The 25,652-nt window shown below is 44.7% G+C and carries 19 protein-coding genes; 8 read left to right on the forward strand and 11 right to left on the reverse strand.

What is annotated here, in order from left to right; genetic code table 11:
- Nucleotides 1–9 precede the first annotated feature (9 nt).
- From kdpA (V7K97_RS31560) to kdpA (V7K97_RS31590), 7 genes are all read right to left on the reverse strand, one after another.
- Nucleotides 10–1,710 carry a potassium-transporting ATPase subunit KdpA gene (gene kdpA, locus V7K97_RS31560; protein ID WP_334804941.1) on the reverse strand — a complete coding sequence of 567 codons (1,701 nt, stop codon included), beginning with the start codon at nt 1,708–1,710 and terminating at the stop codon, nt 10–12.
- Between the two features lie 51 nt (nt 1,711–1,761).
- Nucleotides 1,762–2,160 carry a hypothetical protein gene (locus V7K97_RS31565; RefSeq protein WP_334804919.1) on the reverse strand — a complete coding sequence of 133 codons (399 nt, stop codon included), beginning with the start codon at nt 2,158–2,160 and terminating at the stop codon, nt 1,762–1,764.
- A gap of 50 nt (nt 2,161–2,210) precedes the next feature.
- Nucleotides 2,211–2,507: a TrkA C-terminal domain-containing protein gene (locus V7K97_RS31570; RefSeq protein WP_334804920.1), complete on the reverse strand. Its 297-nt coding sequence runs from the start codon at nt 2,505–2,507 to the stop codon at nt 2,211–2,213.
- A 345-nt stretch (nt 2,508–2,852) separates the two neighbouring features.
- Nucleotides 2,853–3,491 (reverse strand): K(+)-transporting ATPase subunit C, encoded by a 639-nt coding sequence (kdpC, locus tag V7K97_RS31575; RefSeq protein WP_334804922.1) that lies wholly within the window; start codon nt 3,489–3,491, stop codon nt 2,853–2,855.
- Nucleotides 3,491–3,760 (reverse strand): potassium-transporting ATPase subunit F, encoded by a 270-nt coding sequence (locus V7K97_RS31580; protein ID WP_334804923.1) that lies wholly within the window; start codon nt 3,758–3,760, stop codon nt 3,491–3,493. Before V7K97_RS31580 ends, kdpC begins: the two co-directional genes overlap by 1 nt.
- Nucleotides 3,761–3,766: 6 nt before the next feature.
- Nucleotides 3,767–5,905, reverse strand: coding sequence for a potassium-transporting ATPase subunit KdpB (kdpB, locus tag V7K97_RS31585; RefSeq protein WP_334804924.1), 2,139 nt, complete (start codon nt 5,903–5,905; stop codon nt 3,767–3,769).
- 210 nt (nt 5,906–6,115) lie between these two features.
- Nucleotides 6,116–7,861, reverse strand: a complete 1,746-nt coding sequence (gene kdpA, locus V7K97_RS31590; protein WP_334804925.1) for a potassium-transporting ATPase subunit KdpA — start codon at nt 7,859–7,861, stop codon at nt 6,116–6,118.
- Between the two features lie 504 nt (nt 7,862–8,365).
- Between kdpA (V7K97_RS31590) and gloA2 the strand changes: the two genes are divergently transcribed.
- From gloA2 to V7K97_RS31605, 3 genes are all read left to right on the forward strand, one after another.
- Entirely contained in the window at nt 8,366–8,752 is a 387-nt protein-coding gene (gene gloA2 / locus V7K97_RS31595) for an SMU1112c/YaeR family gloxylase I-like metalloprotein (RefSeq protein ID WP_334804926.1), read from the forward strand.
- A gap of 449 nt (nt 8,753–9,201) precedes the next feature.
- Nucleotides 9,202–9,663, forward strand: coding sequence for a GNAT family N-acetyltransferase (locus tag V7K97_RS31600; RefSeq protein WP_334804927.1), 462 nt, complete (start codon nt 9,202–9,204; stop codon nt 9,661–9,663).
- Nucleotides 9,660–10,211, forward strand: coding sequence for a hypothetical protein (locus V7K97_RS31605; RefSeq protein WP_334804928.1), 552 nt, complete (start codon nt 9,660–9,662; stop codon nt 10,209–10,211). The genes V7K97_RS31600 and V7K97_RS31605 overlap by 4 nt, the downstream gene beginning before the upstream one ends.
- A gap of 146 nt (nt 10,212–10,357) precedes the next feature.
- On the opposite strand, the gene V7K97_RS31610 is transcribed toward V7K97_RS31605, so the two are convergent.
- Nucleotides 10,358–11,434: a PIN/TRAM domain-containing protein gene (locus V7K97_RS31610; protein WP_334804929.1), complete on the reverse strand. Its 1,077-nt coding sequence runs from the start codon at nt 11,432–11,434 to the stop codon at nt 10,358–10,360.
- 250 nt (nt 11,435–11,684) lie between these two features.
- Here V7K97_RS31610 and hemW point away from each other — a divergent pair, with 250 nt between their 5' ends.
- From hemW to V7K97_RS31625, 3 genes are all read left to right on the forward strand, one after another.
- The gene (hemW, locus tag V7K97_RS31615) at nt 11,685–12,866 is read left to right on the forward strand and encodes a radical SAM family heme chaperone HemW (RefSeq protein ID WP_334804930.1); all 1,182 of its coding nucleotides are present in this window, start codon (nt 11,685–11,687) and stop codon (nt 12,864–12,866) included.
- Between the two features lie 10 nt (nt 12,867–12,876).
- Nucleotides 12,877–13,764 (forward strand): UTP--glucose-1-phosphate uridylyltransferase, encoded by an 888-nt coding sequence (locus tag V7K97_RS31620; protein ID WP_334804931.1) that lies wholly within the window; start codon nt 12,877–12,879, stop codon nt 13,762–13,764.
- A 420-nt stretch (nt 13,765–14,184) separates the two neighbouring features.
- Nucleotides 14,185–15,306 (forward strand): THUMP domain-containing class I SAM-dependent RNA methyltransferase, encoded by a 1,122-nt coding sequence (locus V7K97_RS31625; protein ID WP_334804932.1) that lies wholly within the window; start codon nt 14,185–14,187, stop codon nt 15,304–15,306.
- Nucleotides 15,307–15,336: 30 nt separating this feature from the next.
- Here V7K97_RS31625 and V7K97_RS31630 read toward each other — a convergent pair whose 3' ends face one another.
- Nucleotides 15,337–19,998, reverse strand: a complete 4,662-nt coding sequence (locus tag V7K97_RS31630; protein ID WP_334804933.1) for a beta strand repeat-containing protein — start codon at nt 19,996–19,998, stop codon at nt 15,337–15,339.
- 364 nt (nt 19,999–20,362) lie between these two features.
- Between V7K97_RS31630 and V7K97_RS31635 the strand changes: the two genes are divergently transcribed.
- Nucleotides 20,363–20,665, forward strand: a complete 303-nt coding sequence (locus V7K97_RS31635; RefSeq protein WP_334804935.1) for an acylphosphatase — start codon at nt 20,363–20,365, stop codon at nt 20,663–20,665.
- A gap of 726 nt (nt 20,666–21,391) precedes the next feature.
- Here V7K97_RS31635 and V7K97_RS31640 read toward each other — a convergent pair.
- On the reverse strand, nt 21,392–22,606 hold the full coding sequence (locus tag V7K97_RS31640; RefSeq protein ID WP_334804936.1) for a family 10 glycosylhydrolase: 1,215 nt from the start codon (nt 22,604–22,606) through the stop codon (nt 21,392–21,394).
- 74 nt (nt 22,607–22,680) lie between these two features.
- Nucleotides 22,681–23,736 carry a type 2 isopentenyl-diphosphate Delta-isomerase gene (gene fni, locus V7K97_RS31645; protein WP_334804937.1) on the reverse strand — a complete coding sequence of 352 codons (1,056 nt, stop codon included), beginning with the start codon at nt 23,734–23,736 and terminating at the stop codon, nt 22,681–22,683.
- A 775-nt stretch (nt 23,737–24,511) separates the two neighbouring features.
- On the opposite strand from fni, the gene speB reads away from it, so the two are divergent.
- Nucleotides 24,512–25,546, forward strand: coding sequence for an agmatinase SpeB (gene speB, locus V7K97_RS31650; protein WP_334804939.1), 1,035 nt, complete (start codon nt 24,512–24,514; stop codon nt 25,544–25,546).
- Nucleotides 25,547–25,652 lie beyond the last annotated feature (106 nt).

A 25,652-nucleotide genomic window follows, 5' to 3' on the forward strand; every position in this document is an offset into this window, starting at 1 on the left:
AATTAAAAGTTATTTTCCTATGGCAATTTGGAAGGCTTCAGCAACAGGACCTAGAACCAAAACAGGAAAAAATGTCAATGCTCCCAGAATTAAAATGGTGGCGGCAGTCACGCTCGTAAATAGTCTGGTATCTGTATTTAGGGTGGCAATTGAGGTAGGTATAAGTTGTTTGCACGCCAGGCTATCTGCTAGCAGTAATAAAGCAATGATCGGAATAAACCGTCCCATCCAGAGGGTAAATGCTGTTGTCAGGTTCCACCACAAGGCAGTCGGGGCGGGTTGGGTGTCTGCCAAACCTTCAAAACCGGAACCGTTGCCGGCAGCTGCCGATGCATACTCATAAATCACCTGGGTAAAACCATGAAAGCCAGGATTGCTCATACCTGCAAGTTGCTCAGGAAAAGCTAGGGTAATAGCACTGGGGAGTAAAATCAATAGCGGGTGGATCAGAATAATTACGCTTGCTAGGGTAATTTCCCGTTTTTCGATTTTTCGTCCCAAAAACTCTGGGGTTCGTCCCACCATTAAGCCAGTCAGGAACACTGTCAACAACATATACACCACCAAAGAAGCTGCCCCAGTGCCCATCGCTCCCCAAATCACTTGCAAAAACAGGTTGAGCAAAGCACAAAATCCACCTGAGGGCATCAGCGAGTCGAAGGCACCGTTAGCAGAACCAGTCATGGTTGCCGTTGTGGTGATGGCGAATAACGCAGTTTCCGCCCAGCCTAACCGAACTTCTTTACCTTCCAAATTGGGCTGCTGACTACCTAGCAGGGCATTGACGGCGGGATTGCCCTGATATTCACCGATCGCAGTTACGCCAATTAAGACGACAAAAATGGCAAATACCATCCACAATAGTCGGCGACTCTGTTTTAAGTTCCTGATGAAGATGCCGTAGGTATGAAGTAATGCTGTAGGAACCAGTAACATTGCCACCACTTGCACCAAATTTGTACCGCCATTGGGATTTTCAAAAGGATGAGCCGAGTTGCCACCAAAGAAGGCTCCACCGTTTTCACCCAGCATTTTGATGCTTTCAAAGTGGGCAATAGGACCACGAGCGATCGCCTGGGTTGCTCCTTCTAAGGTGGTAATATTTACAGGCCCGGCAAGGGTTTCGGGCACACCACCCAACATCAACAACACCGTACTAACAATAGCTATGGGTAGTAGTACTCGCGTCATTGAGCGAGTCAAATCTACGTAAAAGTTGCCCAATTGTCTACCTGTTAAGCCGCGAATGAAGGCAATTCCCACCGCTAACCCCGTAGCAGGTGCAACAAACATTAAGAAGCCCAAGGCTGTGATCTGGCTCAGGTAAGACATTGTGCTTTCTGGCACATAATGTTGTAAATCGGCAGCAACTAAAAACGAAATGGTGGTGTGTAACGCTGTGTCCCAAGTGGGTATGCCTAAATTGGTGGGATTCAATGGTAGTAAGCTTTGAAACATCAGCAGTAGTAGCGCCAAAACTGCCATTGCTGTATTGCTCAGTAGAACAGCGATCGCATAAGTTTTTCCAGTCATGCTCTCTTGTGGTTCAATACCCATGAGCAGATAAATTAACCCCTCCAATGGGTTCATCACTGCATCAAGCCAAGTTCTTTCCATCAAAAAGACTTCAGCTAGGTAGTGTCCGACGATTGGTATTGACACGACAACTAGGAACAGGGTGAGGAAGATTTGCACAAAACCTTGGAGCATAATCGGTAAGCATGACATCAAGCGATCGCTATAGTGTAGCGAGAAACTCACCTATTTAGGACTGTAGTCAGAGCAATTGAGTGCTTCTTTCGTGAGAGCAATAGCTGGCTGTACTGCACACTTTAGATAACGGTTGTTGTTAAAAAACTGGCAGTTTTCACAGGGATATTGCTGTAAATGTTTGGAGCTTACTATTTCGTCTTTATATTCTGCTGCATTTCCTGAGGGATTTTCTAGTGCTTTGGAGAAAGATGAAACAAGATAAACGACCATTGCCCAAACAATCATGAAGGAAATGTGAGCCAAAAATATTGCTACAAAGGGGATGTCTCCGTTGTGTGCTTTTGTGTCATTCTGTGTTATCTTCGCCAGGTTCGCTTCTAGGAGAGTGGACTGGTTAACACTTTTTTGGGCTGATACATCAAGTCGGAAAATCTCCGAAGTATGCATATTAGAAACCTTTAGTTAATCGAACTCATATTCCGTAAATTTCATCTAAATTAAACAGCTTCTAGTAAGCAATTGTTGAGGGAATAGTAAACGGAATGAATTTTCTTGAGAGTTACTTTGAGAGCGGGAATCATCATGGGATGAGTTGCTATTGCTAAAATGTAGTCTCCAGCAAACATAGTCGGATTATCTGTTGCTGAAATTACTTGACTTTCTCTTAAAATTCCTACAAAAACGCATCGCTCAGGTAACTGGATTTCAGCTAAATGAAAACCGCAGTAAACGCTATTGTCTTCGATTAAAACACCAAACAGGCTTGGATCTAAAACTTTTTTGTTTTCTAGCATGAAACATATTTTAGTTCTAATAATATTGTCTAATATTTTAAAGAAAAATATGTTTTTCTGTAGATATATTTTAAGGATATATGAAATGTATTAAGCAAATATGACTATGTTTATTGATTAGTTAATTAGGTATATATTTAGAGATATAGTTATGATATAGACCAACAGGTTTTAGTTAAATAACGAACCGCAGAGGCGCAGAGAACACAGAGGAAGAGAGAAGGATTTTACCCTGCAATGTTGATGTGGTGGACTGCTAGATGTGGAACAGTCGTAGGGGCACAGCATTGCTGTGCCCCTACCGCGTGGTCTATTTAACTGAAAATAGCTGTAAGTAATCTGCGTTTATTTCTTAATCTGATCGAGAGCTAAATTCAGCTTCAACACATTAACTCCAGGTTCGCCAAAGATGCCGAGAAAGCGACCATCGGTGTTTTGAGAAATCAAAGTTTCCAGTTGGTTCGGCTGAACTCCCCGCGCCTTAGCTACTCGTGCAATTTGCGCTGCGGCAGCTTCAGGGGTAATGTGGGGGTCAAGGCTGGAAGCAGAACTGTAGACTAAATCGCCAGTGGGCTGCACACCTGCTTTTTTCAGACGAGGCAAGTCACCTTCAATTTTTTTGGTGGGATCGGGGTCATCTTTACCTTTGATCCGTTCTAGTAATGCGGGATTACTGGGAGCCAAATTACTAGCACCAGAAACTCCAGTTTTCAAAACTCCGCCATCGTCTTTTTTGGGATCGGCTGTGCTGTAGCTGGTGCTACTGGGACGACTGTTAAAATAGCGATCGCTAGTAAAAGGTTGACCAATTAAAGCAGAACCCACAACTTGACCGGCGCTATTTTTCAGTAGACTACCATTTGCTTGAAACGGAAACACAGTCTGCCCAATGGCAATCATCGCAAAAGGATAAATAATTGCTCCGATTACCCAGAGTACTAAGGTAGAACGAACAGCTCTACTAGCTTCGCGTGCAAAACTCATTAAAATTTCTCCGGTACAAACATGACAAAAAATAAATAGATGGAAAGCCCTAGCGTCGTCAGTCCTAACAATCCCAATCCCCAAGATTGACTGCGAGAAAGTTCTTCACCAGTAGCGGCATAGACTATAGGTGCAACCACTAGGTTGAAACACATCGCCAAGAACAAATACAGTGGTAGCTTTTGTCTACGCCATTGATACCAGATTTCAGTTATTGCTTCTAATACTTGGGATGCAACGATAGTGCGTCGGAGATGAACGAGTTTCATAATCAATTAAGACAAAGGTAGGATAATATCTATCAGTTTGATGGCAATAAACGGAGCAATGATGCCGCCAAGGCCATAGATTAAGATGTTGCGACGTAGCAGTTGATCTGCTGTTAAAGGTAAGAACTTCACCCCTTTGAGTGCTAGCGGAATTAATGCGGGAATAATCAGGGCGTTGTAAATCAGCGCCGAGATGATCGCAGATTGGGCACTCTTTAATCCCATGATATTCAGTGCGCCGATGCCAGCAGCTGCAAAGATCGTGGGAATGATGGCAAAATATTTGGCGATATCGTTAGCGATGGAGAATGTTGTCAATGCTCCACGGGTAATTAGCAACTGTTTACCTATGGTTACTAAGTCAATTAGCTTGGTGGGGTCAGAGTCTAAATCCACCATGTTAGCAGCTTCTTTGGCAGCTTGCGTCCCAGAGTTCATCGCCACACCTACGTTTGCTTGAGCGAGGGCAGGTGCATCATTAGTACCATCTCCCGTCATTGCTACTAGCTTACCCTGAGATTGTTCCGAGCGAATCACCTCAATTTTATCTTCTGGAGTCGCTTCGGCAATAAAATCATCAACCCCAGCTTCTTCGGCAATTACTGAAGCGGTAATTCGGTTGTCACCTGTAAGCATGACGGTGCGAACACCCATGCGGCGGAGTTGGTCAAATCGTTCTCGCAGTCCAGGTTTCACAATATCTTTGAGGTAAATAACCCCATAAATATCGGCATCTTGGCAGACAGCTAAGGGTGTACCGCCTAAGCGGGAAACTCGCTCATAAGCTGCGTCGATATCATCAGGAACCTGGCCGCCACGAGAACGGACAAACCCTTTAATGGCATCTACCGCCCCTTTGCGAATTTGTTTACCATCAGGTAGATTCGTGCCACTCATTCGGGTTTTTGCCGAAAATTCCACACCTTCGGCTTTGTCGATATTGAAGTCTACCCCAGCTTGAGACTTTTCTGCTAATATCACAATTGACTTGCCTTCTGGCGTTTCGTCAAACAAGCTAGCAGCTAGGGAAACTCGCGCTACGTCTATTAGTGAGTGGTTATTCAAGGGAATAAACTCATCAGCCATGCGATTACCTAATGTGATCGTGCCAGTTTTATCCAGTACCAGGGTGTTGATGTCGCCGCAGGCTTCTACTGCTCGACCAGAGGTAGCGATGACGTTAAATTGGGCAACTCTGTCCATCCCAGCGATGCCGATCGCACTGAGCAAACCACCAATAGTTGTGGGAATTAAAGCTACCAGTAGCGAGATGAGAATAGCAACGCTAGCACCTGCACGCAAACTGTTTCCTGCCTCAGGACCAAAGGCTGTGCTGATAAAGGTCGCAATGTAGCCAACGAAGGGAGGGATTGTTGACACCACAATCAAAAACACCTGTGTTAGTACTGCTAGCAATACCGTCAAGGCAATTTCGTTGGGAGTCTTGGTGCGTTGTGCCCCTTCTACTAGGGCAATCATGCGATCGATAAACCCTTGACCGGGATCAGCACTAATGCGAATTGTCAACTCGTCGGATAGTAGGCGTGTACCTCCTGTCACCGAACTGGCAATATCTGTACCTGGTTGCTTCAGTACAGGGGCAGATTCCCCAGTAATGGCAGACTCATCCACTGAGCCAATGCCTTTAATCACATCCCCATCGGCGGGAATCATGTTATTAGCAACCACCTGGACCAAATCGCCCCGTCGCAGTTCCGTAGAATTGACTTTTACTATGGAACCATCGGGGAGAATTTTGTTAGCGATCGTGTCCGATCGCGTCGATCTCAGTGAATCAGCTTGTGCTTTACCGCGTCCTTCAGCTACAGCTTCGGCAAAGTTGGCAAAAACCAGTGTGAAAAAGAGAATGAAGGTAATTAACCCGTTTAACAGACGTTGTTGGTTGATATCTGCATGGATTGTGCCAAACAGATTTGGGTTAAGGGTAACAAGGAAGGTGACAATTGTCCCTACCCAAACAACAAACATAACTGGGTTTCTGACAGTAATTCGAGGATCGAGCTTGACAAATGACTCACGAATTGCTCTCTGGTAAAGTCCCCGCATATCAGCTTTGGGGGTGTGTCTGCGCGAGTCACGAGTTCCAGATGGAATACGTGAAGGAGAATCAGTAGTAGTTGGCATACATTAAATTTTAGGGATTGGGAATGGGGCATTGGGCACTTGTACTGAGCGTACCCCTCCGGGGATCTTGCTACGCGTAGCGTCTCCAAGAGTTGCCGTTGGCGCAGCCTAAGAAGAGAAGTATTGGGTATGGGGAAAGAGGAGGCAGAAATAAATTCTTTAATTTTGAATTTTGAATTTTGAATTGATTTCTCCCCCACTCCCCACTTTCTAACCGATACCTTTGGAGATAAAGAAAGCTTCACCAATAGGACCCAATGCTAGCACTGGGAAGAATGTTAGTGCGCCCAGAATTAAAATTACGCCTGCGGTAACGCCTGTAAATAGTCCGGTGTCGGTTCGTAAGGTACCAGTTGTGTAGGGAACAGCTTGCTTACGGGACATACTATCGGCTAGCAGCAGCAGACCGATGATGGGGATATAGCGTCCAGCCAGTAAACTGAAGCAGGTACTCAGGTTCCACCATAGGGCGGTTACGGTAGTTTTTGTGCCTGTGGCGATCGCTAAGGGAGATGGTTGTGAATCTCCTAAACCTTCAAACCCAGAGCCATTGTTGGCAGCAGCTGAGGCATATTCATAGATCACCTGAGAAAATCCGTGAAAGCCGGGATTGCTAATACCTGAGAGTTGATCGGGAAAAGCTAAGGCGATTCCCCCCGGTATCAAAATGGCGATGGGGTGAACCAGCAAAATTAAGAAGCTAGCAAGGACGACTTCACGCTTTTCAATCTTGCGTCCCAAAAATTCTGGTGTGCGTCCCACCATCAAACCTGTGACGAATACCGCCAGAATGCTATAGGCGAACAAGTAAGCTGTTCCAGTACCCTGTCCACCCCACATAATTTGCAGGAACATATTGGAGAGAAATATAAAACCACCGGCGGGCATAAAGGAGTCGTGGAAACTGTTGACAGCGCCGCACATGGTGCCAGTTGTACTTACCGCAAATAATACCGATTCTGCCCAACCAAAGCGGACTTCTTTACCCTCTAGGTTCGGTTGCTGACTCCCTAAAAGCGTGTTGACAGCCGGATTGCCGTTGTATTCTCCAATGGCGGTGACAATCAGAAATCCGAGAAAAATTACACCGACCATGCCGTAGAGTAACCAGGCTTGTTTGATGTTATTTGCAAACAAGCCATAGGTATAGATCAGCGAGGTGGGAATCGAAAGCATTGCCACGATCTGAATTAAGTTAGAAAATGCGTTGGGATTTTCAAAGGGGTGTGCTGAGTTGACAGCGAAAAAGCCGCCGCCGTTTTCTCCTAGTTGCTTGATAATTTCAAAATGGGCAACTGGACCAAGAGCGATCGCCTGACTAACATTCGGGTCTTCTAAGGTGGGAAACACTGCTGGCCCCGCCAAGGTTTCTGGCACACCAAGGGCCATGAAGACGATGCCACCGATAATACTAATGGGCAGTAGAATTCGGGTAATTGAGCGAATCAGGTCTACGTAGAAATTGCCCAATGATCTACCAGTCAAACCGCGAATAAAGGCGATCGCTACTGCTATCCCCGTTGCAGCTGAAGTGAACATGTGGTAGCCCAGCCCGAACATTTGGCTACCGTAGCTCAAGTAGGTTTCACCAGAATAATGCTGCTGGTTGGTATTGGTAATAAAGGAAATGGTAGTGTGTACGATAGTATCCCAGGTTGGGGCAGCTATCTTGGTCGGGTTAAGCGGTAGCCATCCCTGATTGGCGATCAGGAAGAAAATCAGCAACATCATGACTACATTGCTGTACAGGATTGCTCGCGCATACTGCCAACCCGTCATATTTTCTTGGGCTTGAACGCCAACCAAAGAGTAAAGCACTCGCTCAATGGGATTCAAAATCACATCGAGAAAAGTTCTTTGCTCTAGGAATACACGCGCCATGTAGCGCCCAAAAAAGGGAGTAATTGCTACTACAATTAGTAGCGTTAATCCAATTTGAATCCATCCTTCTAGCATGAGTCAATCCAACTCCAATATGAGTAAATTTGAGATTAAGAGCAGATATTTTATTGCTATGAATCGAAAAAGTTTATGAAGTATATCGGCATCATTATTAACTAACTAACCTAGAATTATGGGCTTTCCCAATCAATCATGAAGCTTTTTGTGAAAGAACACAAGGTATAAATTGATATTTAAACTAGGCTATATAAGAAATATATTTTTCTATATACATAAATCTTCAGAGCGTTTATCTTGATATATATCTGCAAGTATATAAGAACATCTGAATACTAAACAAATAAGTATTTGAGTCAGCGTTAACACTACTAACTATACATGGTTTATCCCGCTCACCTAGTAACGATCTAGCGTAGCATCTTTTTTTCATAGTATTTATTGGCTTATTTGTCAATGCTTTTAATGATGCAGGAGAGGTTAAAGAATTATTAAATAAACTTATTAATAAGTAGTAAAAAACCATAGAATATTTTTTTTAAATAAAACTCCATATCATTTATGAAAATTACTGCTATTCATCATATTGCTATTATTTGTTCTGACTACGATCGCTCCAAAAATTTTTATGTAGAAATTTTAGGCTTTTCGATTATTCAAGAGACTTTTCGTGCCGAGAGAAATTCTTATAAATTAGATTTAAAAGTCGCAGAGAATGCTCAAATAGAGCTATTCTCTTTCCCTAATCCTCCAGAACGGGCTAGTAAACCCGAGGCTTGTGGTTTAAGGCATCTTGCTTTTCAAGTTGATGATGTTGAGCAAACTGTTTTTTATTTAAAATCAAAAGGGTTAGAAGTAGAGAATATCAGAGTTGATGAAATTACAGGTAAGAAATTTACTTTTTTTAAAGACCCTGATAATTTGCCATTAGAGATTTATGAACATTAGAGGTTGTTTGAAAAGTGTTTCACTGTGACTTTTGGCACTGATTGATCCCCCCTAACCCACGCCAGTCGCTCTACTTGGGGAGACCCCAGACGCTCTCTACGAGACGCTAAAAGCGAACGCGGACTCGCTTGCCGCCGGCGCTATCGCTTTTAGCGTCTCCCCTTGGGAGAAGACCGCGCTGGCTCCCCGATAAATTGGGGGAAGAATCAAAGTCCCCCAATTTATCGGGGAGCCACTGCGCCCTTGCGGTTCCCCGACTTGAAGCACGTGGCGTGGATTTAGGGGGAGCTAGAATGTTTTGCTGCCAAGAATAGGACTTTTCAAACATCCTCTTAGGCTTTAATATAGCAGTTATCATTTAGGTGAGGTACACCCGTAGGGGCACGGCATTGCCGTGCCCCTACACCTCGTGATGTAACCTTGTACTGCATCTGAATGGGAACCGCTATATGAGCGTTAGAGAATATAGACTATCTGATACTAAGATAATAATGAAGCTGTTTTACGATACAGTTCATGAAATCAATATTTGCGATTATACTCAAGAACAAGTCAATGCTTGGGCACCGGAAAGTATGGATTATGAAGTTTGGCAGAAAAGATTACAAGCCAAGCTTCCCTACATTGCAGAAAATAATGGTGAGATAGTTGGGTTTGGAGAATTAGAACCCGATGGTCACATTGATTGTTTTTATTGTCATAGCAAATACCAAAGAAAGGGCATTGGCTCAAAACTCTTAACTCATATAGAAAATACTGCCAAATTCCGAGGAATTAAACGGCTATATACAGAAGCGAGTATTACTGCAAAGCCATTTTTTGAAAATAAGGGATTTAGCATAGTCAGGGAACAGCAAGTAGAACGGCGGGGAGTTTGGTTTCAAAACTATGTAATGGAAAAATACCTGTGAATTTTGACAATATCTGCAAATTTTTAGCTGAAAACTTCTCCAGTGACTTCGCCACTTGGTTATTAGGCGAACCCATCACTTTAACCGAATTAAGTCCAAAAGAATTATCTCTCGAACCCATTCGGGCTGATGCCCTAATTCTGCTACAGTCGGAGGAGACAGAATCAAGAAATCAAAGTAATATTGCTGCTTCCACAGCGATTTTAGCTGGTTTAGTATTAGACAAAGAGGTTACCCTTCGAGTTTTGAGGTCAGATATTATGCGCGAGTCAGTGATTTATCAAGATATTTTAGAAGAAGGCAAAGCTGAAGCTTTACTTGAAAAAGAGGCAGGGGAGCAGGGAGCTCTTAGCTGGGGAGAAGGAACAGAAAGGGGGATTCGACCCCACCTGAACGAGAACCACTTAATAGAAGTGGGGGACTCAGACCCATGTTCCGCTCCGCTACACGGCAGGAGTCAGGGGTCATTCCCCCCCGCTCCCTGCCCCCTGCCCCCTGCCTCTTCGTTGAAGTGGCAAGAAATCTATTTAATACTGGTATGCCATTAGAACAGATTGGCAGAGTCACAGGGTTATCAATTGAGCAGTTGCAGTATTTACAGGCAAGTGAGTCTCCTTAGTCAAATCAATAAATAATCGGTGCAGTCAACCTGCACCGATTACTAAATGTCACTCGAATTAAACATCCCATTGCTTCACGCCAAAGCTGAAGCTTGGGGTTTGGCAAAAATCATTCTTCCGGCTGTAGTTTGTAAAGCACTGGTGACTACTACTCGCAGTTCACCACCCACATAATTGCGGCCTTCTTCAACGACTACCATTGTACCGTCATCTAGGTAGCCAATACCTTGACTGGGTTCTTTGCCTTCCTTGAGAATTTTCAAATCCAGGTTGTCACCAGGTAAATAACTGGGACGGACGGCATTCACTAAATCATTCACATTTAAAACAGGTACTTTCTGAACACTAGCGACTTTAGACAAGTTGTAGTCGTTGGTTAGCAGTGTGCCGCTAATTTCTTGGGCAAAGCGCACTAACTTGGCATCTACTGTGGGAATATCGTCGTAATCAACTCCATTAATTAGGATGCGATCGGGATAATCTTCCCTAATGCGGTTAAGAATTTCTAACCCTCGCCTTCCCCGCACCCGTTTTTGGTCTTTGCTAGCATCGGCTACTTGTTGGAGTTCTTGCAAGACAAACTGTGGGACGAGAATTTGCCCTTCTAAAAACCCTGTTTCTAGTAAGGCTTCAATGCGACCATCGATAATGCAACTGGTGTCTAAAACTTTGGTATTGGCGGGTTTTAGCGTTCCTTCCACAACCATCGATTCGACGGTGTTAGGATTAATAAAGCGCAATAAGCCTCGCCCGTGGGTATCCGCCAAATTCATCCCCGTGACGGAGAGGATAATACTGCCGACAACTGCCACTAGTGGTTTAATAAATCCAAAATCCGCCGGTATAGGTAGCAAAAATAGTGGGGCTAGCATGAGGTTAGCTAGTAATAGCCCAATCACTAAGCCGATCGCACGAGTTAAGATCACTTCTAGAGGCATTTCTTTGACTTGTGCCTCCAAGCGACGATATGTCGTCTGGAAACTCAGCCCGATCGCACCACCTATAATAGCGGCAAAGACGGCAACAACTAAGCGTAAAGCTTCTAGATTCGTTACCTGATCTAGCGCCCCATTGGGTAGCAGTTCAATGCTGTAGAACCCGATTCCCGACGCTGCCAGGATAAATGAAAAAATGATAATGGCGTCAAGCATGGTTGTCTTGTTTTCCTGCAACTGTGTTCACCGATAAAGTTAAGTATTTTTTATTTCATCGGTAAGATAAACTCATCAATATTGACTTACACTAAGGGTTTAGTAGCGCAATATCTGCAATTATTATAACTAATGGCTTTTTTCTTAATATTTTTCATTGTTTCGTTGTAAAACAACAAAAACTTCTAAATAAACCACTTATTTTTATTGTCTCTAATTTGCAGTTGGCTTAACTTCATCTTTTCTCAAAATGAGTCAAAAATTTAGTATTTCTGAAATTGCCAGTTCTGCGTATGTGCATATTCCCTTTTGCAGACGGCGGTGTTTTTATTGTGATTTCCCGGTGTCTGTTGTGGGCGATCGCTTGCGGGGCGAAACATCTGGTACTATCTCCCAATATGTTGAGGTGCTATGTCAAGAAATTGCCATGACTCCAGCATTTGGTCAACCCCTAAAAACAATTTTCTTCGGTGGTGGTACTCCTTCGTTGCTATCAACGGAGCAGCTACAACGTATACTCAGAGAGCTAGAGCAGCATTTTGGAATTGTGCCTGGGGCAGAAATTTCTATGGAAATTGACCCAGCCACCTTTGATTTACCACATATAGCAGGCTATAGCAGTGCAGGGGTGAACCGGGTAAGTTTGGGTGTACAAGCCTTTCAAGGAGAATTATTGCAACTTGCGGGGCGATCGCACTCAGTTGAAGATATTTTCGCAGCTGTGGAACTAATCCACCAAGTCGAGATTCCTGAATTCAGCTTAGACTTAATTTCTGGGTTGCCGCATCAGTCTTTGGATCAATGGCAAGATTCTCTAACAAAAGCGATCGCACTTTTACCCACTCACATTTCTATTTATGATCTTACCATCGAACCAGGTACAGCCTTTGGTCGTTACTACAAACCTGGTGATACTCCTTTGCCTACGGATGAAGCCACAGTCAAAATGTACCAGATGGGGCAGCAAGTTTTAACTAGTGCCGGTTACGAGCATTATGAAATTTCCAATTATGCCCAACCCGATCATCAGTGTCGGCATAATCGAGTCTATTGGGAAAACCGCCCTTATTACGGCTTTGGCATGGGTGCGGCGAGTTATGTTGAGGGTAAACGCTTTACTCGTCCACGTAAAACTAAGGAGTATTATCAGTGGGTAAAAGCTGGCGGTGTAATTGATTGTGATCTGACTCCCTCAAAGGAAGTATTGTTAGAAACGTTAATGTTAGGGTTGCGTTTGGCGGAGGGTGTGAGTTTGGCGGCGTTGGCGGAAGCCTATGGCGAAGAGAAGGTGGAGGAAATTTGCAGGTGTTTGCAAGGGTATTTTGATCGAGGCTGGGTGGAAGTTGCAGAGGGAAGGTTGCGTTTGATTGATCCCCAAGGGTTTTTATTTTCTAATGTGGTGTTGGCGGAGTTGTTTGAAAAGTTGGGGTGATGAACTGCTTATGCAGAAAAATCAAGTTAGAAAAGCTGTGATTCCGGTAGCTGGTTTTGGTACTCGGTTGTTTCCAGCTACCAAAGTTGTGAAAAAAGAACTTTTCCCGATTATTGATCGAGATGGTAGGGCAAAACCTGTGATTCTCGCAATTATTGAAGAGGCGATTAGTGCTGGAATTGCAGAAATAGCGATCGTCGTGCAACCGGATGATCAAGAAACATTTGAAGATTTATTGAAAAATCCACCGAAAAAAGAACTTTTACAAAAACTTTCACCGCAAAATCAAGAATACAGCCGATATCTCGAAGATATAGGTAGCAGAATTGCCATCTTATTACAAGAGGAGCAATTAGGCTATGGTCATGCAGTATTTTGTGCCAAGGATTGGGTACAAGATGAGCCGTTTTTGCTAATGTTGGGCGATCACATTTATGCATCTGATATTGAAAAATCTTGCGCTAGTCAAGTTTTAGATGTTTACGAACAAGTTAATCAAAGCATTGTTGGCTTAACTACAATGCCAGCAGATATTATTCATAAAGCTGGATGTGTAACCGGAGTTTGGCAAGAGTTAAACTCGATTTTGTCAGTTACACAACTTTATGAAAAGCCTACCATTGAGTATGCAAAAAAATATTTGCGTTTAGAGGGAATGTCAGAAAATGAGTTTTTAGGGATATTTGGCTTGTATTTACTTACGCCGAAAATTTTTGACTTTCTAGCAGAACATATCAGCCAAAATTTCCGAGAACGAGGTGAATTTCAGTTAACATCCTGTCTGGAAAGATTACGTCAGGAAGAAGGAATGATAGGATATGTTGTTAAAGGGAAGTGTTTTGATACAGGTTTGCCAGATGCTTATCGCCAAACAATGATTGATTATAGAAATTTCTAGATGAATCTTAGAGGATGTTTTAAAAGTGGTTGGCTGTAATTTTAGGCACTTGTTGATCCCCCCTAACCCACGCCAGTCGCTCCACTTGGGGAGACCCCAAGACTGCGCTGGCTCCCCGATAAATTGGGGGAGACCGGAATCAAAGTCCCCCTTAAAAAGGGGGATCTAAAACTTTTTGCTACCGACGAGAGGACTTTTAAAACATCCTCTGAGAAAAGTTATGAGGGGAATAGAATTCGCAACTATACAAGCAAAGTCCATCTCCGTGTACTAAGAGAAATTGAGTTGCTATAGCAATCTGTCCAGGAGTTACGAACAAAAAGATCCCCGACTTCTTCAAGAAGTCGGGGATCTGAGCTTCTCAGTAGCCTTTAATTACGAATTACGTTAGCGCAGCGTTAGCGACGAAGGAGCGTCATTATGAATTATTTTGCAACGGTTGCTCGCGGATTAGAAACCCTCGCGGCTCAAGAGTTAGAGCAACTGGGTGCCCATTCTGTAGAGCCTGGGTTTTGCGGTGTAGCCTTTGAGGGCGATCGCACTCTACTTTATCGCGTCAACCTCTGGGCGAGGCTGCCATTCCGAATCTTGGTGAGTATCCATGAGTTTCCATGCCTTGATGCCAAGGATCTCTATCGCGGCATCCAGACTATCGATTGGCAAAACTATTTAACGCCAGACATGACCCTGGCGGTAAATACCACTGGCAAAAACGATCGTCTCAATCACACCCACTTCACATCACTCCAGATCAAAAATGCGATCGTTGACCAGCAGCAAGAAAATCTGGGCGAACGTTCAAATGTCGAGCTTCATGAACCAGATGTGCGGATCAATGTTCATATTGAACGCGATTTTTGTACTGTTAAACTTGACAGTTCTGGAAATAGTCTACACCGTCGAGGCTATCGCCCTGCGGTTGGAGCCGCCCCTTTAAAGGAATCTCTGGCTGCTGCTCTCATTCAGCTTTCAGGTTGGCAGCCAAACCAGATGTTCTACGATCCGCTCTGTGGATCTGGCACTTTACCCCTAGAAGCTAGCTTAAAGGCACTTAATATAGCGCCAGGGCTGTTTCGTGAGTCCTTTGGATTTGAAAATTGGCTCGATTTTGACCTGCCCCTTTTAGAAAAGCTGCTCCAAGAAGCGAAAGACAGCCAACTGGATACCCTACCCGCACCTATTTGGGGAAGCGATCGCGATGAAAATATAATCGAACAAGCGATTAACAATGCTCAAAACTGCGGCGTTGATAATCATGTATGGTTTTCTCAAATGGAACTTGCTGATGTTGTCGCCCCCGCAGACAGTGGGGTTTTATTCTGCAATCCACCCTATGGCGAACGCCTGGGGCGAGATAGCGATTTAGGGGCGTTCTATAAACTTTTGGGTGATGTGCTGAAACAACGCTTCAAAGGCTGGACTGCATTTGTGCTGAGTGGCAACAAGGAACTGTCTCAATCCATTGGACTAAAATCATCCCAGAGGATTGCCGTGTATAACGGAGCTTTGCCTTGTCAGTTAATGAAATATGAACTGTACTAAGACAGAATTGGTCAGATTTTGTGATTTGTATTACGGTTTAGCGATCGCACAGGTAACAGGGGCATTGCCAACTCCAGCATTCCCAGATGACTGGGCGATCAGTTTAACTTCTCCACTTGCGGTACGAATGAATCCGGTTGCTTCGACGATCGGGGTATAGGGGGTTTGGGCGATGGGTTTACCTTGGCGTTTAAATTCAGAGACATCACGAATATCATTCCAGGTGCGTAGGCGTAACCCGTCGTAGATATCGCTCCCTACCGATTCATTTGGATTAGGCGGCAAACCCCCTCGTCCCGTCACCACAAAACTACTGCCTTGAGCATTGCACCCTGTGGCAATTTGTTGGCTAGAATCTGCAAAATCCACAGGCAGTTGCACCACTCCAGTACTTGGATCCACACCCAGATTATTAATCTGCACCGTCCCGCTCACACCAAATTGCGAACTAGCAGTAATATCACTATTGGGCGTGTTTCGGGGCTGAAACTGTAGTCCAAAGATGCCCTGAGAAGTAATGCCAATCTTACCGCCATTCCCAGTAAAGGCATTGGCGCGAATATCGCTATTTTCCGACAACACGCCAACGATGAACCCATTGGGAATATTAATCGTAATATTGCCGCCATTGCCCCCCGATTGAGCAGTGCCTGCGGTAGTCGAAATCAAGCTATTGCGCCGTAGCAACAACAGATTACCTACATCCAAGGTAATATTGCCCCCTTGAGTGCTGGCAGTTTCGGCAGTGAGAGACGCACGGGTATCAAGTTTAAGTTGATTAGCCGTAACCGAGATATTGCCGCCTGCACCACTACCCAAACTACCCACTGCGATCGCAGCCTCATCCTGGAATAAAGCCGTTTTTGCTGCCACCGTAATGTTACCGCCTTTGCCCGTAGAACCCGCAGTGGTAGTGGCAAAGAGTCCAGTACCAGCACCATTAAGAGTTAGTTGATCAGTCTGAAATGTAATATCCCCTGCGGCTCCACTGCTAGAAGTATTGGAGGATACTCGCGCTCCCTGGACCAAGTTGACGCTATCGGCAGCAATAGTTAAGTTTCCGGCGTTGCCACTGCCAGAGGTGGAAGCAGATAGTTCCACCCCCCCATTAATATTAAATTGCCGAGTCGTGACGCTAATATTTCCAGCATTGCCACTGCTACTGGTTTCGGCAGTTAACTTCCCTGCCCCTGTTAGGGTAATCGTGTCTGGAGCAGTAAGAATCAGATCGCCGCCTTTACCACTGCCATTGGTAGACGCAGAAATTTGGGATTGGGGCGCGAGGAACACATTTAAAGTCGGGTCATTGGCGTAGGGATTCAGCCGCAGCGTCCCGGCGGGAGCTTGTCCTTGGGTATCAGCAAACACGCCAACGATCCCCGCCAGATTCATTTGGGAAGCATTAAGGGTAATGCTACCACCACCTTGGGCGTTGGTTGCCGTGGCGCTAGCTGTGGCAACGATGCGGGCGTTATCGGACAAATTGAGACTAGGGCTATTAATTATAATATCCCCGGCTTTGCCTGCATCGGTGGCTGCTACCGAAAGTACAGGGGCAGCACCTCCCACCTGTGCGATATTGACAGTTGTAGGAGCATTCACGGTAATAGTGCCACCCTGCCCACTGCTCTGAGTGGCGGCGCTAATCTGTGCGTCTCCAGCAACGAGAACTGTGGGGCTATTGAGGGTAATGTCGCCCGCTTTGCCAGTACTGCTGGTGGTGGCAGCAAGACTGCTACCGTTGGTGAGGCTGATACCCTGTCCAGTGGTGATGGTGATATTCCCGGCATTGCCGCTATTGCTGGTGCTACTGACAATTTTACTCTGGTTGAACATCACTAGACCAGGGCTGGTAAAGGTGATATTTCCGGCGGGGTCGCTGCCTTTGGTGTCGCTTTCAATCCGGGTGTTGGTGAGGGTGAGATTACCCGCGCTGGTAATGCTGACATCGCCCGATCGCCCTGTTCCACTAACCGGAATCGTGATTGTCCCTATAAGCGGAGTGTCTATTATCACCTGCTTCCCGGTCAAAATTACGGTATCGGCGATCGCCAAATCTGCCTGCCCATTTACCGCAACTGCCCCCGCCTGTGCCGAGGAGGATGCCGTCAGTATTTGCAGTCCAGACACCTGGTTTTTTGCGTCTAATATGACATTTCCGCCAGCGTTTGCAGTTCCTTGGGGCGCAACCGAAAAGGTATACAGGCTACTTCCCCCTCCAGTAATATTCCCATTCGGTGCGGTTAGGGCGATCGCACCGCCATTGCTACTATTGCCAGTTTTTGAGTAGGAGAATGAGGACAAATCGTTATTGGTAGCAAGGTTGCCATTGTGCGCGGTTAGAGCGATCGCACCGCCATTGCCACTATTGCCGTTGTCTGAAAGCGAGAATGAGGACAAGTAACCGTAATTATTGTTGCTGAGGTTGCCGTTGTTGCTGGTAAAGGTGATTGCCCCACCATTGCCACTATTGCCAGTTGTTGAGTATGAGAATGAGTACAAAAGGCTATTGTTGGTGAGGTTGCCGTTGGTGCTAGTAAAAGCGATCGCCCCGCCATTACTACTGCCAGTTGCTGAGACCGTGTATGAGGACAAGTAACCATTGTTGGTGAGATTGCCATCAATAGCAGAAAGGGCGATCGCTCCGCCATTGCCACTATTGCCACTATTTGACGTTGAGCTTGAGTCCAACACGGCATTATTAGTGAGGTTGCCCTTGGTCGTCGAGAGGGCGATCGCTCCCCCCATTCCACTCGTGCCACTTGAGGCTGAGTACAAATAACCATTGGTAGTAAGGTCGCCATCAGTAGCAGAAAGGGCGATCGCTCCGCCATTGCCACTCTTGCCACTATCTGAGCGTGAAAATGAGTACAACAAGCCATTATTGGTGAGAGTGCCATTGGTAGCAGAAAGAGCGATCGCCCCGCCATTGCCACTGTTGCCAGTTGTTGAGCCTGATGCTGAGTACAACGTGCCATTGTTGGTGAGGTTGCCATTATTGGTAGAGAGAGCGATCGCCCCGCCATTGCCACTGTTGCCAGTTGTTGAGCCTGAGAGTGAATACAACACGCCATTACTGGTGGTGAGGTTGCCGTTGTTGGTAGAGAGGGCGATCGCCCCGCCATTGCCACTGTTGCCAGTTGTTGAGGTTGAGGCTGAGTACAACGTGCCATTGACATTGAGGTTGCCATTGTTGGTAGAGAGAGCGATCGCCCCGCCATTGCCACTGTTGCCACTATCTGAGGTTGAAGCTGAGTACAACGTGCCATTGGCGGTGAGGTCGCCATTGTTAGTAGAGAGAGCGATCGCGCCGCCATTGCCACTGTTGCCAGTTGTTGAGGTTGAAGCTGAGTACAACAAGCCATTGGTAGTGAGGTTGCCATTCAAGGTCGTGAGAGCGATCGTCCCCCCATCTCCCCCGGTTGAATTGGACACATCGATACTGGCAACGTTAATATCTCCAGTGCCCGCGATTAGGCTAACGACTCCCCCAACGTTATTAAACGGTTGCACCATCACATTACCCATCAGCGTAATTCCACTTGGAACTGTGCTAGTTGTGTAAGTAGGCGGATTGTTTTGATTGCTGCCGCCATAAATCAGATTCGTCTGCCCAGACCGGATGATTAACCCCGGACGGGTACTCAAAATGGCATCACTCCCCGCAAAGGTGGAGACAGTATCGGGGGCTGCAATGTTAATGTTACCCTGAATACGCACACTGCCCAATGACTCAATTAGCAAGGACGCTCCAGTGTAGCTACCTGCAATATCCACATCCCCTGCACTGCTAATAATCGGGTCATACAGGCTAACAAAAGTGGCGGGCTGTCCTGATTGACTGCGGATTTGGAACTTACCACCACTGAAAAAATGTGCATCACCTGAAATCGTGCTATTACTAACCAGACTCAATTTGCCGAGACTCTGAAACTGCGATTGGGGATGGTTCAGGGTAAAAATATCAACGCCCTGATTCCCTTGAATCGTTAAGTCTCTGCCTGCACTGGCGATAAACGGAGTGGTGACGCTATCCCGAATTTGTACCGTCCCTTGAGCGTTCAGGGTGATATCTCTACCTGCCACCAGCTGCCCTTGCAAATCGAGGTGGTTTGCTTCCAGAGTCAGGTCTTTTCCGGTAGTGAGATTACCCCGATTAGCGATCGTCGAATCGGGTGGAATACTGCCCCTTTGCAATCCTAATGGCACGTTGATGCTTAGTAACGGTGGTGCTTGGGGATGGGTGGCGCTGAACTCCCTGCCATCGGGAAACTTGAAACTGCTGGCGGTGCTGGCAACAAAGGAACCGCCAATGTTTAACTGAGCATTGGGGCCAAAAATAATCCCGTTGGGATTGAGTAAAAACAGATTGGCAATGCCGTTGACACGAATCAGCCCATCAATACTAGAAAAATTGGTTCCAGTTACCCGCGTGAAGATATTTTGAATCGATGCAGAATTATTGAAAAACGCCTCGCCGCCTGTGGGAACCGAAAACTCGCGGAAACTATGAAACAAATTCGCGCCTCGGATTGTGCCCCCATCAATGGTGCAATTTGTGCAGCTTGGTGTTACCTGGGAATTTACTGGAAGCGTGCGATCGGGAACAATTTGAGCGAGTCCGGGAGTGGAAATTAAACAGGTAAGTAGGATACTACTAAACTGGCACAGCCGAGAAACTGAATTTTGCATCTTAAGTTGGAGTTTGCAGTAACAAAAAGGAGCATTGGGTGAGAAGTTCCCAACTACTACTCAAATGGCGATTTCACTCGAAGGGCGATTATAAATATAGTTCCCGCTTCCGGTTGGGAATGAACATCGTATTAAGCCGAGAGAAGTTCGGCGAGTTGCAAGAGTTTTAAAACTTTATGCTGCAAGCTTTTAGGGCAATTCTCTTCTCTTTTACTCCTGTCTCACACCTAAACTAGTAGTCTGTCAAGAACTAATTGACGAATAAATTTTCTGTAGAGACGGCGATTTATCGCGTCTCTCTAACCGTCAAAATGAATTTGACAGACTACTAGGTAGACTGGAAAAGTAAAGATTAGACCACTCTATGCAGAATTCCACAGCACTGCCAAAGATCATCCGCGCTCATGTATTCATTTCTGGCCGAGTCCAAGGTGTGGGCTATCGCTACGCCACTGTGGATACAGCTAGCCAGTTGGGATTAACTGGTTGGGTGCGGAATCTCCCTGATCATCGAGTAGAGGCAGTTTTTGAAGGGGCGCGAGAGGTTGTAGATGACATGGTTCGCTGGTGTCACTCTGGGCCGCCTGCTGCTGTAGTTAAAGATGTTGTGGTTGAGTATGAAGTACCGGAAGGGTTGCAGAGATTTGAAGTTAAGCGAGGTAAATAAGGGACTTCCAAATAAAAAAATACTCAAAAAACTGGCGAAAAAACTCTCTCCTCCTTATTCCTCTGTGTTCTCTGCGTCTCTGTGGTTCGTTTATTTGGATAATTTATTTCTTGGAAGTCCCTAAGTTGAAGAATAATTCAGAATTCTGAAGTCAGAATCACTCTCGTCGGGGATTCAGACTCGCCATTCTCTTGTTGACAACTCAATCTGAGATTGAGTGGGGGACTTATGCTCGACTTTATCCATTTCTTGGCAAGGCTTAAACTGAGGCTGAAACCTTTGTGGGACGGTAGCTTTACTTTTTAGATTTAACTGATAATCTGTGACGTAGAAAAAGTATTTGCCAAAAAGCCAGGGTTTTTGCCGGATAAAGAAAACCGACTTCTTCATTTTGAATAAAGTCGAGTTATGAGGTTGTTTGAAAAGTCCTCTTCTTGGTAGCAAAACATTCTAGATCCCCCTAAATCCACGCCACTTGCTCTACTTGGGGAAACCTCAAGACCGGACTGGCTCCCCGATACATTGGGGGACTTTGATTCTTCCCCCTTTTTAAGGGGGGTTAGGGGGGATCTAGAAATGCCTAAAATCACAGCTAAATACTTTTCAAACAACCTCTTAAACCCGTTTATTCAGCCGCTTGATGGCTCGCTACCAACATTCACACAGAATTCAATTCTGAATTCTGGCTCCTGACTCCTGAATTCTTTCTTGTTAATTGCTCCCGTATCACATTGAGTTTTTTATGTCAGAAGCTGTTTTTTCTGGGTTTCCCGAAAACGGAAAAACTAAGACACTCTTGATTTTTGGGTTATCAACTAATTCTTTTAAATGACCCAGTTGCCGATCTGTAATTGCAATTCCAGCATATTTTTGAGCATAATTTAATTCCTCAAGAAAATTACTATCGTTATAAGCTTGAATAAATACGCGATCCACACCCCATTTTTCCCAGTCAGCCGCAAAATATTTTTTAGCCCAATAGGGGTTATGATGGCAAATATCAAAGCTTACCGAGGGATTAGCCTTTTTCATAGAGGTGATCATTTGTTGCACAAAACTGGTTAATTTTGCAGTGTGGTCAACTTTTCCAGGTAATTCAGCATAATAACCTAGATAATCATCCCATTGAACTGCATCAATATTTGGATATTTTTTGACAAACTCTACTAAGATATTGGTAAAGAAGTTAGTCACTTCAGGAATATCTACATCAAGTACATAATGATCGATTCCAGGATAGGTTTTATCGACTCCTGGCACAATCCATTTTCTAGCGATCGCTAAATCAAAAATGGGACTATTCTGATCTATTTTAATCCCCTTCTCAAAGTAAGCGTGAACTTGCATTCCTTGTTTATGCGCTTCATCAATCAACCAATTTAACCATTGTTCTTGAAACTGGTTTGGACAACTTTTATACCCTAGAGTTTGCTGCATAACGTCGCTATTGTACATCGTACAACCATTACCCCAAACACCATGAATAATTGTATTAATTCCTTGAGAGCGATAATAACGAACTCTTTCACGAATTGTTTGCTCATCGGCATTATTAGTAATTTGGTAGCGAGTTAAATAAATTCCTCTAATTACTTTCTTCTCCCAAGGAGTTTGAGATAATGGTGTTTTTTCATCTGGTATTGTTTTCAGTGAAGCTTGGCTATTAGCATCAGGGGAATTTGGAGTAATTGATAAAGAGGGAGTAGGAATTGAAGAAGCAGTTGGAGTTGGAATGAGAGGGGGAGTGGGAATTGAAGAAGCAGTTGGGGTGGGATTCAAAATCGGAATATTGATTTGTTGATTCTGAGGTAAAAGCTTGCTGATATCTAGATTTCCTTTCTGGCTGAACCACCAATAACCACCTCCAAAGACAAGTATAATTACAGAGATCGGAATATTTGAGCATCCACATCCAATTGGCTTTTTCTTTTGGGACGACATAATAATATGATGATTGCATAGTAATTTATTATACATATTCATAAAAATATGCCATCCCGTAAGAATTCAGCACCTTAAATCCGTTGCAACGCCCCAGAACTCCTCAGTTCTGCTAAGGTTGCATTGCCTGTACAAAATAAAGCTGTTTCCAGTTCAGCAATGAGAATTTCCACCAACTCATCAACGGCGGCTGACGATTTGACGGCGGCTTCTAAAAAAGGTCGAGCTAAACCTGCTAAATCGGCTCCTAAAGCGATCGCTTTCGCCACATCCAATCCGTTAATTAGCCCGCCAGAAGCAATCAAAGGAATTGTCGGGGCGATCGCTCTGATGGAGTTCAGACACTCTGCGGTTGGTAAACCCCAATCAGCAAAAGTTTGTCCCAAACGGTGCTGCTTGTTATCTTTAGCGCGTTGGCTTTCCACTTTTGCCCATGAAGTTCCACCGGCTCCAGCGATATCAATGGCTGTCACTCCCGCATCAATTAACTTTTGTGCCATTGGCGCAGAAATGCCATTTCCTACTTCTTTAACAACAACAGGAATGGGTAGTTGCTGACAAAGTTGGGCAATTTTACTCAACAGTCCCCGAAAATTTGTATCTCCTCGTGATTGTACACACTCTTGTAGGGGGTTAAGATGCAAAATCAACGCATCTGCTGACAAGGAATTTACCAGATGCAAGCAATCATCAAGCCCACATCCATAATTTAGTTGCACAGCCCCCAAGTTCGCTAACAACAGAATGTCAGGAGCAAAGGAGCGCACGGCAAAGGTAGAGGCTAAATGAGGCTGTTCAATCACAATTCGTTGGGAACCAACTCCCATTGCTAATCGGTAGCGTTGAGCAACAGTAGCTAAACGAGTATTAACTAGCTGCGCCAATTCGGTTCCCCCTGTCATGGAAGAAATCAGCAGGGGAGCGCCAAGATTTTTGCCCAAAAAGGTAGTTTGTAAATTAATGTCACTGCGGTTGATTTCAGGAAGACAATCATGAGTAAAGCGATAGCGCTCAAATCCACTAGTTACCTGCTGAAACTGCACATCCTCCTCTAAACAAACGCGGAGGTGATCGGCTTTTCGAGTCTCAATTTCAGTTACAGCATTGACTGATGGTACAGTAGTAGTCACAATTGCTTCCTTTGGCGAGTGATTATTGGCAGTTTAGCAAGGAACACCAACTCGTTGATCGGCACTAAATTTATCAACGCGATCGCTTCCACTTCCCTAAAAGAGAACTGATACCATTTCTTTTTGAAGATGCGCCTATGGGACTTACCAAAACCTCGCTGTAGGGGCAATTCATGAATTGCCCCTACGTGAATAAAGCGCAGCCTCACATAGAATTGGTATGAGGACTTTTGTCAGCTAACCGTAGTTTACCGCCTGTGAAAAATTTTGATTACCGAAAAATTGGGTTTAGAGCTACGTCGTTCTACGACGGCTTTGAATTAATTAGTGTACCAATATACTATAGTAATGATAGTGGAAAGGTAATTAACCACTTAAAAAACCACGAGTCGAAAGACAAAGCACGCTCACCTTGATAATTGAACGCCACTTGCTACAACGGGGGGAACCCCCGCAACGCAGTGGCTCATCTATACGGTTCTACTGCATTATTCTAGTTTGCTCCTAGCAGTAGGGAAAAGATTCATTGGGGCTAGACTTGTGTTGAGCGAAGTCGAAACACGACTCAGAATTTTGGAACAAATTGTTTCAAGTAAAACAGGACTTGAAGCACCTGGCGTGGAGAATCCCACCTCTGGTCTAGATGACGCAAGGACACTAGGTTAAGTGGCTTCGTTGAACCAAGAATCCCCGTCGATTTATCGCGGGGAGTGTCAAAATGCAGATGTCCACTAGGCGGCGTGCTGTCTATCTACCTAAATCCTGAAGAGACTTGATGAGTAATAAACTACAAGACTACAATCCGAGCGGCGTAGGTGAAATAAATGGCAACCTCTTAGGTTTACCCTGCGATTACGAGTCTGCAAACCTGATTGTCTTTGGTGTGCCCTGGGAAGTCACTGTTTCTTATGGTGCTGGTACTGCTAACGGTCCACAGCGAATTCTAGATGCTTCCACTCAACTGGATTTGTTCGATTTTGATAACCCTGATGGCTGGAAGCAGGGAATTTTTATGGTGGAAATTTCCCAGGATATTTTAGAGAAGAACACATATTATCGCACCTTGGCAGCAAAAATTATTGAGCGATTAGCCGAAGGTAAAGAACTATCAGATACACCAGATTTAACACCTATCCTGACAGAAATTAATCAGGCTGGTGAACAGGTTAATCAATGGTTGTTTGAAAATTGTCAACAAGCAATTAATAATGGTAAGCGAGTTGCAGTCATTGGTGGAGATCACAGTTCGCCTTTAGGTTATTTCCAAGCATTAGCGGCTAACTACCCAGACTATGGCATTTTGCACATTGATGCCCACGCAGATTTACGCGATCGCTATGAGGGATTTGAGTTTTCCCATGCATCGATTATGTTTAATGCGATGAAAATACCGCAAATTTCTAAGCTGGTGCAAGTGGGTTTACGTGATATTAGTCATGATGAAGTGCAAATGATTGACCAATCTGATAGTCGCATTATTGCTTATTACGACCCAGCTATTAAGCAAAAGCTTTACTCTGGAATCACTTGGATCGATTTATGTCGAGAAATTATCAGTCATTTACCTGAGTATGTTTACATTAGCTTTGATGTTGATGGTCTAGATCCAAAACTCTGCCCGAATACAGGTACTCCTGTTCCCGGTGGGTTGGAATTAGAACAAACTTTTTGTCTGTTCCGGGAATTAGTCAATAGTGGAAGAAAAATTATTGGCTTTGATATCTGCGAAGTTGGTGATGCTGAGTGGGATGGTAATGTGGGAGCGCGGATAGTTTACAAGCTGGCAAATTTGATGGATTTGTCTCAATAAGCTGCTCCACATTTACAGCAATTTTCAGGTAATTGAACCACAAACTAAGTTAGAATGAAGAGATAATATTGTATGAATAAATGCCAGTATCTTACTCAAAGGATTT

The organism is Nostoc sp. (genome assembly GCF_036917815.1).
Taxonomy (GTDB): Bacteria; Cyanobacteriota; Cyanobacteriia; order Cyanobacteriales; family Nostocaceae; genus Nostoc.